We start from the raw sequence: 13,852 nt of genomic DNA on the forward strand, positions 1-13,852 counted from the left end.
GGCGGCCGCGTCATGAGCATCCCCCTGCTGCTTCTCGCAGCCGCGTTCCTCCTGATCCTCGCCAACGGCTTCTTCGTGGCCGCCGAGTTCGGCCTGGTCACGGTCGAGGCGACGGACGCCGAGAAGGCCGCCGCCGAGGGCGACCGCCGGGCCCACCGGGTCGTCGAGTCGCTCAAGGAACTGTCCTTCCAGCTCTCCGGCACCCAGCTCGGCATCACCATCACCTCCCTCGTCGTCGGCATGCTGGCCGAACCGGCGCTCGCCGAGCTGCTGGGCGGCCCGTTCACCGCGATCGGCATCCCCGAGGGCGCGGTGTCCGGTGTGGCCGTGGTCGTCGGCATGCTGCTGGCCTCGGCCGTGCAGATGGTGATCGGCGAGCTCGTGCCCAAGAACTGGGCCGTGTCCCGGCCGATGCAGGTCGCGCGTTTCGTCGCCGGCCCGCAGCACGTCTTCGCACGCCTGTTCCGCCCGGTGATCGCCGGGCTGAACGCCGTCGCGAACCGTCTCGTGCGCGCGCTGGGCATCGAGCCCGCCGAGGAACTGGCCTCCGCCCGCACCCCCGGCGAACTCGTATCGCTGGCCCGGCACTCCGCCCAGGCCGGCGCCCTGGAACAGGACACGGCGGACCTCTTCGTACGAACCCTGTCGCTCGCCGAGCTCACCGCGCAGCACGTCATGACCCCGCGTGTGAAGGTCAGCGCGCTCCAGTCGTCGGCGACCGCCGAGGACGTGGTCAACCTCACCCGCGCCACCGGTCTGTCCCGCTTCCCGGTCTACCGGGAGAGGATCGACGAGATCGTCGGCATGGTCCATCTGAAGGACGCGCTCGCGATCCGTTCGAGTGAGCGGCTGCGCACCCCCGTCGGCCGCATCGCCCGCCCGGCGCTGCTCGTCCCCGAGACCCTGCCCGTTCAGCCCCTGCTGGCCCAGCTGCGCAGCGAGCAGCCCATCGCCGTCGTCGTCGATGAGTACGGCGGCACGGCCGGCGTGGTCACGCTGGAGGACATCGTCGAGGAGATCGTCGGCGAGGTCCGCGACGAGCACGACGGCCAGGACCTGCCCGAACTCGCCGCCGCCCCGGCGGAGGACGGCCGTCCCGCCTGGGACGCCGACGGCAGCTGCCGGGTCGACATCCTGCAGCGCATAGGCCTCGACGTGCCCGAGGGGCCGTACGAGACCGTCGCCGGGCTCGTCGCCGACCTGCTCGGACGCATCCCGGCCGTCGGCGACCGGGCGGAGCTGCCGGGCTGGCGGCTGTCGGTGCGCCGGGTCGGCCACTTCCGCGCCGAGCGCGTGCGCCTGGTGCGGACCGGGTCCGTGGTGGAGGTCGCCCGATGAGCGTCCTCCAACTCGTCTTCGCCGGGCTGCTGGTGCTCGCCAACGGCTTCTTCGTCGGCGCCGAGTTCGCCCTGGTCTCGGTGCGCCGCAGCCAGATCGAACCGCTGGGCACGGCACGCGCCCGCCAGGTCCTGTACGGCCTGGAGCGGCTGCCGCAGATGATGGCGGCGGCCCAGTTCGGCATCACCGTCTGCTCGCTGACGCTCGGCGCGGTCGCCGAGCCGACCGTGGCGCATCTGCTGGAGCCGGTGTTCGAGTGGGCTCATCTGCCGGACGGCATGATCCACCCGCTCACCTATGTCATCGCGCTCGCCGCGGTGGTCTTCTTCCACCTGGTCATCGGCGAGATGGTGCCGAAGAACCTGGCCATGGCGGCGCCCGAGAAGGTCGCGCTGTGGCTCAGCCCCGGCCTGGTGTGGTTCGCCCGCTTCTGCAAGCCGATCACCGTCGCCCTCGGCGCGGTCGCGCAGGCCATCCTGCGGCTGTTCCGCGTCGAGCCGAAGGACGAGATCGAGGCGGTCTTCACCAGCGAGCAGCTCAACCGGCTCGTCGAGGACTCCGGCCAGGCGGGCCTGCTCGCCCCCGAGGAGCAGGAGCGCCTGGAGGACGCCCTGGAGCTGGGCTCCCGCCCGGTGACGGACGTCCTCCTCGGGCGCGAGTCCCTGGTGACCGTCAGCCCGTCGGTCACCCCGGGCCAGATCGTCGCGCTCACCGCCCGCACCGGGTACTCCCGTTTCCCGATCGCGGCGGAGAACGGCGCCTTCATGGGCTATCTGCATGTGAAGGACGTACTGGACCTGGAGGAGTCGGAGCGCGCGGTGCCGCAGCAGGTGTGGCGCCCGATGACGACCCTGCGCTCGGAACTGCCGCTGGACGACGCCCTGACGGTGATGCGCCGTGCCGCGACGCACCTCGCCCAGGTGGCCGACGCCTCCGGCCGGGTGCTCGGCCTGGTCGCGCTGGAGGACGTACTGGAGCTCCTGGTGGGCGAGGTACGCGACCCGGCACATCGCGAGCTGCCCGAGGTGCGGGTCACGGGGCCGCGGGTGAGCAGCGGGGAGCCGGAAGAGGCACTGGCCGGCTGACCCGGACACGGGCCCGCGGGATCCGTCACATGGCCGACGGATCCTGCGGGCCCCTGCCCGACAGCACTTCGCCGTACGCCTGCATCAGATCCGGCAGCCGGAGCGTGGACAGCTCGTCGCGGGTCAGAGCCCCCGGGTAGGTCGTCAGCCGCAGATCCCGGTAGGCACAGCTCTTCTCGTACAGCGTCCGCAGGAACCGTCCGTTGCCCAGCTCGTCGATCCACCCCTGGTCGACCACGTGCCCGGCGATCGACCGCAGCTCCTCCAGCGCCCCCTCGTCCCACACGTCGCCGTTCTCGGCGGCGAGGACCTCACCGATCGAGGTGAGTTCGAGGGGGCGGTAGGAGGGGAAGTCGACGCGGGTCGTGAAGCGGGAGGACAGGCCGGGGTTCGCGGCCAGCAGCCGGTCCATGCCCTCGGGGTAGCCGGCGAGGATCACGACCAGGTGGTCCCGGTTGTCCTCCGCCCGCTTCAGTAGCACCTGCAGGGCCTCGTCGCCGTAGGCGTCGCCCTTGCCGTAGCCGGTGTTGGAGAGGGAGTAGGCCTCGTCCACGAAGAGGACCCCGCCGAGCGCGGAGTCGATGAGTTCATTGGCCTTCACGGCCGTCTGGCCCAGGTACTCGCCGACCAGGTCGGCCCGCTGGGCCTCCACGAGATGGTCGCCGCCGAGCAGTCCGAGGGCGTAGAAGACGCGGCCCAGGATGCGCGCGACCGTGGTCTTGCCGGTGCCCGAGGGACCGGAGAAGACGAAGTGCCGTTTCGGCGGCTGCACCGGCAGCCCCTGCCCGGTGCGCAGCCGGGCCATGTTCAATTGGGCGGACAGCGCCTTGACCTGTCGCTTGACGGGCTCCAGCCCCACCATGCGCTCGAGTTCGGCGAGCGCCTCCTCGAGTAACCCGGGGTCGGTCGGCCCGGCCGGCAGCGGCTGCGAGGACACCGCGGTCTTCTCGCGCACCGCCGGATCCACCACCGACGGCAGCGGGCCCGTCGGCAGGTCGGGGTCCGACAGCTTCAGGTCCCGTCCCTCCGTGCCGAAGAGCGGGTCGAGGCCGTCGGCCATGTCCTGCCCGAAGCCGGTGAGCGTGATCGCCGCGAGGTCGGTGGGGTCGTCGAACCCGTCGCCCTCGGCGATGGCCGCGAGCCGGGCCGAGGTGTCCATGAAGGCGGGGTCCACGCGGTGCACGGCGCGATAGAGGGGGAGGGAGGCGGCGGAGCGGCCCGTGCCCTCGTGCGCCCGGGCCAGCCAGTAGCGCAGTTCCTTGCGCTGCGGCTGCTCGCTGCGGCACCGCATCAGCGCGGCCGACAGCAGCGGTTCGGCCTGCCCGTACATCTCCAGGCGCACCCGGGCCATGCCGCCGAACAGGCCGGCCTCGATGCCGAGCATCGGATCGTCGAGCAACGGTTCGGTGTGCCGGACGAGTTGCTCCCAGTCCTTCACCAGATAGGCGCGGCAGGCGTGCAGGAAACGGACGTGGTGATCGGTGTCCACGGGCGGGAGCCCGGCGAGCGCCCGGTCCAGTTCCGGGACGTGCCGGCCGTCCAGCCAGTGCGAGGCGTGCGCCAGCAGCAGGTCCCGCGGGCTCTCCAGCACCGGCTGCACCCACCAGCCCAGCCAGTACCAGGAGTTGAGCGTGCGGCGGTGCCGGGCGCGCTGCTCCCCGAAGCGGTCCCGGTGCCGGAACATCCGCAGCAGCGCGGTCGTCGTGTCGACGCGCAGCGCGTGCAGCCCGAGCCAGCCGTCGGCCATCCCGGGATCGATCCGCACCGCGGTGCGGAACTCCTCCTCCGCCTGTGGATACGCCCCCATGGTGTAGGCATCCACACCTCGCAGCCAGGCGAGGTCGGCCGGGGCCTCGGGGCCCTGCGTGCCGAAGTCCATCACGTCCCCCACAAACCGTGCCCCCGTCGGTTGGCAGGCCGCCGGCCGTCGGCCGCCTTGATCAGGTTGATCGAACCGCCTTACCGCGGACCGGAGTTGCAACGGTGCGCAGAGCGGCCGTCCGAAGGTCGCACCGAGGGCATCGTACCTGCGAGGGCATGGCGCGCCCCAGGGTGCCGCACCGGCCGTTTGGCGAGGTGGGAGCAGAGCGGGGGGAGTACGGGTGGTGACCGAGGGTGAGCAAATCACGCCGCTCGGCGCCCGAAAAATGGAGTCAGGGCAGAACGAAGCCCCCGATCACGGGGGAACAACCGGGGGCTTCGCGACTGCGGGCGGTCTCGATTGACCGCACATTCAGAACGTAAGTCCTGTACGGCCCCCGGGTCAAGCCGAGTTGAAGCACTCCGGGAACTTGTCCGGCGGCGCTCTTCACAAGTTCAGCACATTGCCGATGGGTCGTCACCGTGCGTGATGAACTGGTCCGGTCCAACGGTCCCGGCAGGCCCAGGAATCACCTCATATCCCTTCCCGCACTGCCGAATCAGAGCGTCGGCGAACGGCCGCGAAGGGTCCTCGGCGAAGTGACTCAGCTCCGCCCTGACCCACCCTTCCCAGAACTCCCGCTGCTCCTCCCCGTCCCGTGAACGGCCCCGCGTCCACGACTCCTCGTGCGGCACTTCCATCCACAGCAGCCGGGCGAGGTACGGGCGCAGGGCGCGGCGGCCCGCGCCGACGCCCTCGACGACGATCACCGGCGCGGGCGGCAGCGCGACCGGTGCGCCGAAGCGGCGGGCCCGCCAGTCGTAGGGCGTGTAGTGGGCGGTCCGGCCCTCGGCGAGCGGTGCGATCACCTGGGCCAGCAGGCGCTCCGTCCACGCGAACAGTTCGTCGTGGCTGGCGATGTCGTCGAGATGCAGCACCGGGGCGTCGTCCAGTTCCCGGGCCAACTGCCCGGCGAACGTGGACTTTCCGGAGCCGGCGTGCCCGTCGACGCCGACGAGGCGGACGGGTCCGCAGGACGGGGGGAGGCGGCGCAGCCGCGCGGCGAGCTCGTGAATCGTTTTTCCTGAAAGCTGGTCGGGTTGGGCATATTTCGTTGGAACATTCTAGTAGTGGGTGAAAGCGGATGCTGCGGCGGGATGAGAAAACGTGTCGCTTTGAACTAGACGGCCGCTGCCCGCAATGCCGCCGAAAAACTCCGGCCACCACAGTGAAATCCGCGTTCCGCTTGAGGTCCACGCTGAGTAAGGTGCCAGGTGCGCAACTGTGAGGTGACGTAACGGGGATGGGCTGGGACACATGGCCGCGGGGTTATTCGAAGGGCAGTATGTCTGGCATCCGGCGGCCGACGACCGTGTGCTGGCCAGCGTATGCGTCGATGTCCGGGCCGGCCGTTATCTCAGCTCCCGCGACGCCCTGGCCGAAACCCGCGGTGACTTCGCCCTGCGGGCCCACCGCTCCCTCGTGCTCGCCTCGGAGGCCGCCGACTCCGACCTCGTCGAGCGCTGGCTGACCGAGGAGCCGGGCCCCGAGGCCGCCCTGATGTGGGCGCGGGTCGCCGTGCTGCGGGCGTTGCGCGCGGCCGACGCCCGCGACCCGCGCACCGAGGCGCTGGAGCGGATAGCGCTGGCCGCCTGCGAGCGGGCCACGACGGGCGACCCGGGCGATCCCACGCCCTGGGTGGCCAAGCTCGCCATGGCCCGGCTGCACCGGCTGCGCGACCAGGCGCCGCGCGGGCTGCTCACCGCCCCGCCCGGGCCGTGGCGGCTGTTCGCGCACGTGCTGTCCCTCGACCCCTGGCACCGCGAGGCCCACCACCGCTTTCTGGCCTGCTTCTTCCCCCGCTACGGCGGCTCCGTGACGGGCGCCTGGGACGTCGCCGCCTTCCTCGGCCAGCGAGCACCCGTCGACTCACCGCTGCGGCTGCTCCCGCTGGTCGCGCTGGTCGAGTGCTACGACCCCACCCAGCTGCTCGCCGACCGCGTCTGGGAACAGCCGCAGTGGCGTTCGACCGCGCTGGAGATCCACCAGAGCTGGCTGCCCGTGGTGGCCGGCTACCCCTTCACTCCGGTCCTCGACCTGGCCTACCTCGCGCATGCCCTGGTCATGGCCCGGTGCGAGGCGCAGGCCCGTCTCGTCTTCACGGCGATGGGTCCCTACGCCTCGCGCATGCCCTGGTCCGTCTTCGGAGACCCGGCCGAGCAGCTGTCCCGGGCGCGCCGCGCCTGCGGGCTGCCGGTGCCGGCCGTCTGACGTGCCATCACCCCCCACCGAGAGAAAGGTCCGGCCCGTGTCACACCGGATATCCGCCCCGCGCGCCCGAGCGCGCGGTGGAGCGGATCCGCACGCGCTCGACGACGACGCCACACTGCATGCGATGGGTTATCCGAGAAAACTCACGCGACGCTTTCAGGCATTCGACAATTTCGCCATCTCGTTCACCATCATCAACATCATCTCGGGTATCTTCTCGGGCTTCGGATTCGGTCTGAACGCGGGCGGCCCGAGCATTCTCGTCTTCGGCTGGATAGGCGTCTCCGTCATGGTGCTCTTCGTGGGAGCAGCGATGGCGGAGGTGGCTTCCGCCTATCCAACGAGCGGCGCGCTGTATTTCTCCGCCGGGAAACTCGCCAAACGCCACAAGGGCGCCTGGTCCTGGTACACCGGATGGCTGAACTTCGTGGGCCAGGTCGGCGGTACGGCCGCCACCGGGTATGCCGCCGCCACCTTCGTCCAGGCCTTCATCACCCTCCAGTGGCCCGCGTACGAGCCGACCGGCCACCGCACGGTGCTGATCACGGCCCTGATCATCGTGCTCCAGGGGCTCGCGAACACCTACACCGTGCAGCTGGTCGCCGTACTGAACAGGATCTCCGTCTGGTGGCTGCTGTGCGGACTCGTGGTCATCGTGACGGCACTCATAGTCATTCCGGATCACCATCAACCGGCCTCGTATGTCACGCATTTCGCGAACAACACCGGTTTCACTAGCGGCCTTTACGGCGGCATGCTCGGACTGCTCGTCACCAGCTGGACCTTCACCGGCTTCGACGGCAGCTTCCACATGTCCGAGGAAACGGTCCGTGCCACCGTCAACGCACCGAGGGGGATCACGCGCGCGATCGCATACTCGGCAATCGCCGGACTGCTGCTGATGCTGGCACTGGTCTACAGCATTCGTGACTACGACCGGGTCGCGGGCGCCGACGCGCCGCCCGTGCAGATTCTGATCGACGGCCTCGGACTCGGCGGCGCGAAGGCACTGCTGTTGATCGTGATCGGCGCCATGCTCTTCTGCGGCCTCGCGAATCTCACCAGCAACACCCGGCAGATCTTCGCCTTCTCCCGGGACGGGGCGATGCCGGGCTCGCGCTGGTGGCACTCGGTCTCGCCGCGCACCCGCACCCCCGTCAAGGCGGTGTGGCTGGCGGTCGGCTGCTCGCTGACGCTGGTGGTGCCGGGCTGGTGGTCGCACACGGCGTTCACGGCCATCGTCAGCGTCAACGTCGTCGGGCTCTTCCTCGCCTACGCCGTGCCGATCCTGCTCAGGCTGCGGCTCGGCGACGAGTTCCAGCCGGGGCCCTGGCACCTCGGCCGCTGGGGCCGCCCGGTCGGGATCGTCGCGGTGACCTGGATCCTGGTCAGCAGCGTCCTGTTCATGCTGCCGCAGGCCTCACCGGTCACCGTCGACTCGTTCAATTACGCGCCGGTCGCCCTGGCCGCGGTCCTGGCCGTGGCCACGGTCTGGTGGTTCACCAGCGCCCGCCGCCGCTTCCACGGCCCGGTCAGCTACGGCCGGCCCGACGAGGTGGCGGCGATGGACCTGGTCTGACGAAACGTCATTGGCCCCCGGTACGCACTGCCACGGCGGTGTGCGCCGGGGGCCGTCTCGCTCATCTCGCCCTGCCGGCAAGGGGGTTGGGGCTTGCGGCCTTGCCCCGTTCACGCCAATGGTCGATACCAATATTCGTAGCCACGCCAGGGACCGAAGTGCTGGCAGAGGCTGCCTCCTGCGTTCATAGTTGGCGGACAGCCGTGCACAGGATCCGCCCGACTCGGACACCTGGGGGTCTTCCGCCCATGAGCAGAGCCGAACAGCCGTCCCGCAGAGCCGTCCTCGCCGCCGCCGTCGCCGCAGCCGTCGCAGGCGGCACGGGCCCGGCCGCCGCCGACAGCAGCGCCGAGGCCGCCGCCGACGCCCCGCCTCCCACCGACGCCCGGGCCCGCACCGTCGACAACCGCGCCTGGACCACGTACCGAGACTGGCGCTGCGGCACCGCCCAGGGCACCCGGGCCCTGTCCGGCCGCCGCCCCGGCATCGTGATCACCGCGCCCGCCGGCACCGTCGACTACACCGACCCCCACACCGGCCGGACCGCGAGCTGGGAGTACGCGACCTGGACCTCCCCGGTCCACCGGCTCGGCGTGCCCGCGACCGAGGCGATCGCCTCCTGGAACGCGCACACCCCCGAGGGCACCTGGCTCCAGATCGAACTGGAGGGCACGTACTCCGACGGCACGGCCACCCCCTGGTACGTCCTCGGCCGCTGGGCCGCCGGCGACCAGGACATCCGCCGGACCTCGGTCGACGACCAGAGCGACGGCAGGAGCAGCATCTGGACGGACACGTTCGCGATCGACGACCCGGCGACCGGGCTGCGGCTGACCGCGTACCGGCTGCGGCTGACCCTCTACCGCAGGCCCGGCACCCGGCTCACGCCCAAGGTCTGGCGGGTCGGCGCGATGGCCTCCGACGTCCCCGACCGCTTCACCGTCCCGGCCTCCACCCCCGGCCTCGCCCAGGAACTGCTGGTCCCGCGGTACTCGCAGGAGACCCACGTCGGCCAGTACCCGGAGTACGACAACGGCGGCGAGGCCTGGTGCAGCCCCACCTCCTCGCAGATGATCGTCGAGTACTGGGGCGGCCGGCTCACCCCGGAGCAGACGTCCTGGGTCGACCCGGCCTTCGCCGACCCGCAGGTCTGCCACGCGGCCCGGTTCACCTACGACTACCAGTACGAGGGCTGTGGGAACTGGCCCTTCAACGCCGCCTACGCCGCCACCTTCGACGACCTCCAGGGCGTGGTCACCCGGCTCGGCTCGCTCACCGAGCTGGAGACGCTGATCGCGGCCGGCATCCCGGCCATAACGTCCCAGTCCTTCCTGAAGGAGGAGCTGACCGGGGCGGGGTACGGCACCGCTGGCCATCTGATGACGGTCGTCGGCTTCACCGCGGACGGCGACGTGATCGCCAACGACCCGAACTCGGCGAGCAACGAGGCGGTGCGGCGCGTCTACAAGAGGCGCGAGTGGGAGAATATCTGGCTGCGGACCAAGCGGTACAACGCCAGCGGCAAGGTCGTCTCCGGCACCGGCGGCGTCTGCTACCTCTACTTCCCCGCGTGCCCGAACCCGCGCCAGCGCGCGGCGCTCGCGGCGGTGGGCGTCCTGTGAGCAAGGTCTCCGCCGCATAAGCCGTTTCCGATGGCAAGGTGGCCATATGACCGCACACTCAGCCACCGCCACCCGGGCCCGCACCGGCGGCCCCCAGGGGGACGGCCCGAAGATCCTCGAGCACGTCCTGGGCTGGACCCTCGTCGTGGTCGTCGCGATGCTCGTCACTCAGCTCGGCCTGTTGTGAGCTGACCCACACAGAAACGTTTGTGTGGACATATCCCGACCCTGTTGTTCACGTGCCGGTCGGAGTCGTTCAGACTCGAACGGGCGGCTGGTGGAGGTCTGGCATACTGCCGATGTCCCGCAGCCCGTTGAACAACAGGGTCTAAATTGAATATTAGTCAACAGCGCGACGCGGCCCGTCCCCGGGCACGCGGCACCGAACGCTCGGTGGCGCGCCGTGCCGAACTCATCGCCATCGGGCGGAAGCTGTTCGCCGACACGTCGTACGACGCGCTCTCCATGGACGACATCGCACGCCAGGCCCATGTCGCCAAGGGGCTCATCTACTACTACTTCCAGTCCAAGCGCGGCTACTACCTGGCCATCATCCAGGACTCCGTCGCCGACCTGGTCACCTACGCGGCGAGCGGCGTCGAGCTGAACGCGGTGGACCGGGTCCACCGCACCATCGACAGCTATCTGCGCTACGCCGAGCACAACCAGGCCGCCTACCGCACCATCGTCAGCGGCGGCGTCGGCTTCGACACCGAGGTGCACGCCATCCGGGACGGCGTGCGCGAGGCGATCGTCGCGACCCTCGCCGAGGGGGCGTACGGCCGGACCGACATCGCCCCGATCGCCCGTATGGGCCTGCTCGCCTGGGTGTGCAGTGTGGAGGGCGCCACCCTCGACTGGATAGACCGTCCCGAGCTGCCCCGGGACACCATGCGCGAGCTGCTGGTGAAGATGCTCGGCGGCGCCATGCGCTCCGTCGAGGAGCTCGACCCGGACTACCGGGCCCCGGAGCCGGCCCGCCGGGAGGACTGACACCGGGCGTGCGCATGGGGCGGAGGTCTCGTGGTCCCCCGCCCCAAGCCCCCCGTGGGACCGGCTAGTTGATCGCCTTGATCAGCTCACCGTTCGCCGTGTCCCCGCTCAGCTCCCAGAAGAAGGTCCCGCCCAGCCCCTGCTGGTTCTTGTAGGTCATCTTGCTCGCGATGGTCCCCGGAGTGTCGTAACTCCACCAGTTGCTGCCGCACTTGGCGTATGCGGTGCCGCCCACCGTCCCGGTCGCCGGGCACTTGGTCTTGAGGACCTTGTAGTCCTCGATGCCCGCCTCGTAGGTGCCGGCCGCCGCCCCGGTCGCCGTGCCGCCGGGTGCCGACTGCGTGACGCCGGTCCAGCCGCGGCCGTAGAAGCCGATGCCGAGCAGCAGCTTGGACGACGGGACGCCGAGGCCCTTGAGCTTGGCGATGGTCGCCGAGGTGTGGAAGTCCGCCTTCGGGATGCCGGAGTAGGAGTTCAGCGCCGAGTGCGGAGCCGTGGGACCGGTCGCGTCCCAGGCGCCGAAGAAGTCGTACGTCATCGGGTTGTACCAGTCGACGTACTGCGCCGCGCCCGCGTAGTTAGCCGCGTCGATCTTGCCGCCGCTGGTCGCGTCGGCCGTGATCGCCGCGGTGACGAGGTTGCCCGAGCCGAACTTGGCACGCACCGCCGACATCAGGTTCTTGAAGGCCTCGCGGCCGCTGGTGTCACAGGTGGCGCCGCAGGCGTTCGGGTACTCCCAGTCGATGTCGATGCCGTCGAAGACATCCGCCCACTTGGAGTTCTCGACCAGGTCGTAGCAGGACTGGGCGAACGCGGCCGGGTTGCGGGCCGCCTCGCCGAAGCCGGTCGACCAGGTCCAGCCGCCGAAGGACCACAGGACCTTCAGGCCCGGGTGCTTCTTCTTCAGCTCGCGCAGCTGGTTGAAGTTGCCGCGCAGCGGCTGGTCCCAGGTGTCGGCGACGCCGTCCACCGACTCGGCGGCGGTGTAGGTGCGTTCGGTGGCGGCATAGGAGTCGCCCATCGCGCACTTGCCGCCGGTGACGTTGCCGAAGGCGTAGTTGATGTGGGTCAGCTTGGCCGCCGAGCCCGAGGTCTCGATGTTCTTGACGTAGTACTTGCGGTCGTAGGTGCCCCATTCCGTGAAGTAGCCGACGACCTTGGAGCCGGCGGCCAGTTTCGGTGCGGAGTCGGGTTCGGCGGTGGCCGTGCCGGCGCCGGCGAGCAGTCCGACGCCGAGGACGGCCGCGCATGCGGCGGACACGAGCGCCCGAAGCCGGGTGCGCGGGCGGTGCGAAAGGTGCATCGGGTGTCTCCTCGTGGGGGAGAGGGGAGCAAGTGCCGATTGGCATGAACGCGATGATGCGTTGATCCGTCACGGTAGGAGGACTAGACCAGTACGTCAATGGTTCGGACCAATTTTGGAAGCGTTGATGACGTGTCGGACACTTCTTGAAGTGAGCGGTCGTTAACTGGTGACTCGATGCCTCCGATCGGGCATACTCACAGCGCACAGCCGCTGGTCAGCAGCTTCCGAGACCCGGGAATGCGAGCATCGGCCCGGCACCAGTGAGACCCGGCGGAGCCGCCCCACCCAAGGCGTACGTCCGCCGACGTGCCCGACAGGGAGGATCGTCGACATGCCCGACCGCGCCCCGCAGCCGGTGGACCGTCAACTGCCCACGGACGAGGCCCGGGATGTGATCTCGCTCGTCCGCGACATCGCGCAGCGCGAGATCGCCCCGAAGGCGGCCGAGGAGGAGGACGCCGGACGCTTCCCGCGCGAGGTCTTCACCCTGCTCTCCGAATCCGGACTGCTCGGCCTGCCGTACGACTCCGAGTACGGCGGCGGCGAGCAGCCGTACGAGGTCTACCTCCAGGTCCTCGAAGAGCTCGCCGCGGTCCGCCTCACCGTCGGCCTCGGCGTCAGCGTGCACACCCTGGCCTCCTACGCGCTCGCCACCTACGGCAGCAAGCAGCAGCAGGTCGAGCACCTCCCCGCGATGCTCGGCGGCGGGCTCCTCGGCGCGTACTGCCTCTCCGAGCCGGCCTCCGGATCCGACGCGGCCTCGCTGCGGACGAAGGCCGTGCGCGAGGGCGACGACTGGGTCATCACCGGCACCAAGGCGTGGATCACCCACGGCGGCATCGCCGACTTCTACACCGTCATGGCCCGCACCGGCGAGGACGGCCCGCGCGGGATCAGCGCGTTCCTGGTGCCCGCCGACGCCGCAGGGCTGAGCGCCGCGGCGCCCGAGAAGAAGATGGGCATGAAGGGGTCGCCCACCGCCCAGGTCCACTTCGACGGCGTCCGGGTCGGCGACGAGCGGCGCATCGGCGAGGAGGGCCAGGGCTTCGCCATCGCCCTGTCCGCACTCGACTCCGGCCGGCTCGGCATCGCGGCCTGCGCGATCGGCGTCGCCCAGGCGGCGCTCGACGAAGCGGTGACCTACGCGACCGAGCGCCGGCAGTTCGGCAAGCCGATCGCCGACTTCCAGGGTCTGCGCTTCATGCTCGCCGACATGGCCACCCAGATCGAGGCGGGCCGGGCGCTGTACCTGGCGGCGGCGCGGCTGCGGGACGCGGGCCGGCCGTTCGCCAAGCAGGCGGCGATGGCCAAGCTGCACTGCACCGACGCGGCGATGAAGGTCACCACCGACGCCGTCCAGATCCTCGGCGGGTACGGCTACACCGCGGACTTCCCGGCCGAGCGCTACATGCGCGAGGCCAAGGTCCTCCAGATCGTCGAGGGCACCAATCAGATTCAGCGGATGGTCATCGCCCGTCACCTAGCTGGTCCCGAGGGACGCTGAACTGGCCGTGCTTGACCGTGGGCGCCGCGAGCCGGATCCACTCCGGGTCGTGGTGCCCGGGCAGGGTGCGGCCCCGGTCCGCCCACATCCGCATCATGTCGCGGTAGATCGGCGGATCCTGCTGCTGCGGGGGCGCCGGCGGCTGAAGCGTTCCTGCGGGCCGGGGAACGAAGACGCGGCGCTGGGGCCCGGTCCCGTAGTAGGTGTGGGGCATACCCGGGCAACGCGGAGGTGGCGGGACAAGTCACCGCCGGTCGGAATCGGGCGTGAGTTCACCCCCGTCCGGTTCCCTC

Annotated in this window: 12 protein-coding genes; 8 read left to right on the forward strand and 4 right to left on the reverse strand. The window is 70.5% G+C overall.

Going from position 1 to position 13,852, the window contains the following annotated elements:
- Nucleotides 1–12: 12 nt before the first annotated feature.
- Both CP983_RS36065 and CP983_RS36070 read left to right on the forward strand, forming a co-directional pair.
- On the forward strand, nucleotides 13–1,338 hold the full coding sequence (locus tag CP983_RS36065) for a hemolysin family protein (protein WP_107909416.1): 1,326 nt from the start codon (nucleotides 13–15) through the stop codon (nucleotides 1,336–1,338).
- On the forward strand, nucleotides 1,335–2,423 hold the full coding sequence (locus CP983_RS36070) for a hemolysin family protein (RefSeq protein WP_107909417.1): 1,089 nt from the start codon (nucleotides 1,335–1,337) through the stop codon (nucleotides 2,421–2,423). The genes CP983_RS36065 and CP983_RS36070 overlap by 4 nt, the downstream gene beginning before the upstream one ends.
- Nucleotides 2,424–2,448: 25 nt before the next feature.
- Here CP983_RS36070 and CP983_RS36075 read toward each other — a convergent pair whose 3' ends face one another.
- Nucleotides 2,449–4,302, reverse strand: a complete 1,854-nt coding sequence (locus tag CP983_RS36075; protein ID WP_150504235.1) for an AAA family ATPase — start codon at nucleotides 4,300–4,302, stop codon at nucleotides 2,449–2,451.
- A 437-nt stretch (nucleotides 4,303–4,739) separates the two neighbouring features.
- Nucleotides 4,740–5,360: a uridine kinase family protein gene (locus tag CP983_RS36080; RefSeq protein ID WP_150504237.1), complete on the reverse strand. Its 621-nt coding sequence runs from the start codon at nucleotides 5,358–5,360 to the stop codon at nucleotides 4,740–4,742.
- Nucleotides 5,361–5,601: 241 nt separating this feature from the next.
- Between CP983_RS36080 and CP983_RS36085 the strand changes: the two genes are divergently transcribed.
- The 5 genes from CP983_RS36085 (at nucleotide 5,602) to CP983_RS36105 (ending at nucleotide 10,749) form a co-directional block, all read left to right on the forward strand.
- Nucleotides 5,602–6,555: a hypothetical protein gene (locus CP983_RS36085; RefSeq protein WP_107909419.1), complete on the forward strand. Its 954-nt coding sequence runs from the start codon at nucleotides 5,602–5,604 to the stop codon at nucleotides 6,553–6,555.
- A 37-nt stretch (nucleotides 6,556–6,592) separates the two neighbouring features.
- Nucleotides 6,593–8,134 (forward strand): amino acid permease, encoded by a 1,542-nt coding sequence (locus CP983_RS36090; protein WP_150504239.1) that lies wholly within the window; start codon nucleotides 6,593–6,595, stop codon nucleotides 8,132–8,134.
- A 248-nt stretch (nucleotides 8,135–8,382) separates the two neighbouring features.
- The gene (locus CP983_RS36095; RefSeq protein WP_150504241.1) at nucleotides 8,383–9,756 is read left to right on the forward strand and encodes a peptidase C39 family protein; all 1,374 of its coding nucleotides are present in this window, start codon (nucleotides 8,383–8,385) and stop codon (nucleotides 9,754–9,756) included.
- A 46-nt stretch (nucleotides 9,757–9,802) separates the two neighbouring features.
- The gene (locus CP983_RS36100; RefSeq protein ID WP_107909421.1) at nucleotides 9,803–9,943 is read left to right on the forward strand and encodes an SCO1431 family membrane protein; all 141 of its coding nucleotides are present in this window, start codon (nucleotides 9,803–9,805) and stop codon (nucleotides 9,941–9,943) included.
- 146 nt (nucleotides 9,944–10,089) lie between these two features.
- Entirely contained in the window at nucleotides 10,090–10,749 is a 660-nt protein-coding gene (locus tag CP983_RS36105) for a TetR/AcrR family transcriptional regulator (protein ID WP_107909422.1), read from the forward strand.
- Nucleotides 10,750–10,813: 64 nt separating this feature from the next.
- On the opposite strand, the gene CP983_RS36110 is transcribed toward CP983_RS36105, so the two are convergent.
- Nucleotides 10,814–12,052, reverse strand: a complete 1,239-nt coding sequence (locus CP983_RS36110) for a glycoside hydrolase family 18 protein (RefSeq protein WP_125527362.1) — start codon at nucleotides 12,050–12,052, stop codon at nucleotides 10,814–10,816.
- 334 nt (nucleotides 12,053–12,386) lie between these two features.
- Between CP983_RS36110 and CP983_RS36115 the strand changes: the two genes are divergently transcribed.
- Nucleotides 12,387–13,559: an acyl-CoA dehydrogenase family protein gene (locus tag CP983_RS36115; protein WP_150504243.1), complete on the forward strand. Its 1,173-nt coding sequence runs from the start codon at nucleotides 12,387–12,389 to the stop codon at nucleotides 13,557–13,559.
- On the opposite strand, the gene CP983_RS36120 is transcribed toward CP983_RS36115, so the two are convergent.
- Complete coding sequence (locus tag CP983_RS36120) at nucleotides 13,522–13,773, reverse strand: hypothetical protein (protein WP_150504244.1); 252 nt, start codon at nucleotides 13,771–13,773, stop codon at nucleotides 13,522–13,524. The two genes, CP983_RS36115 and CP983_RS36120, sit on opposite strands and share 38 nt — an antisense overlap.
- Nucleotides 13,774–13,852: the final 79 nt, after the last annotated feature.

The sequence above is a fragment of the Streptomyces chartreusis genome (genome assembly GCF_008704715.1).
Lineage (GTDB): Bacteria > Actinomycetota > Actinomycetes > Streptomycetales > Streptomycetaceae > Streptomyces > Streptomyces chartreusis.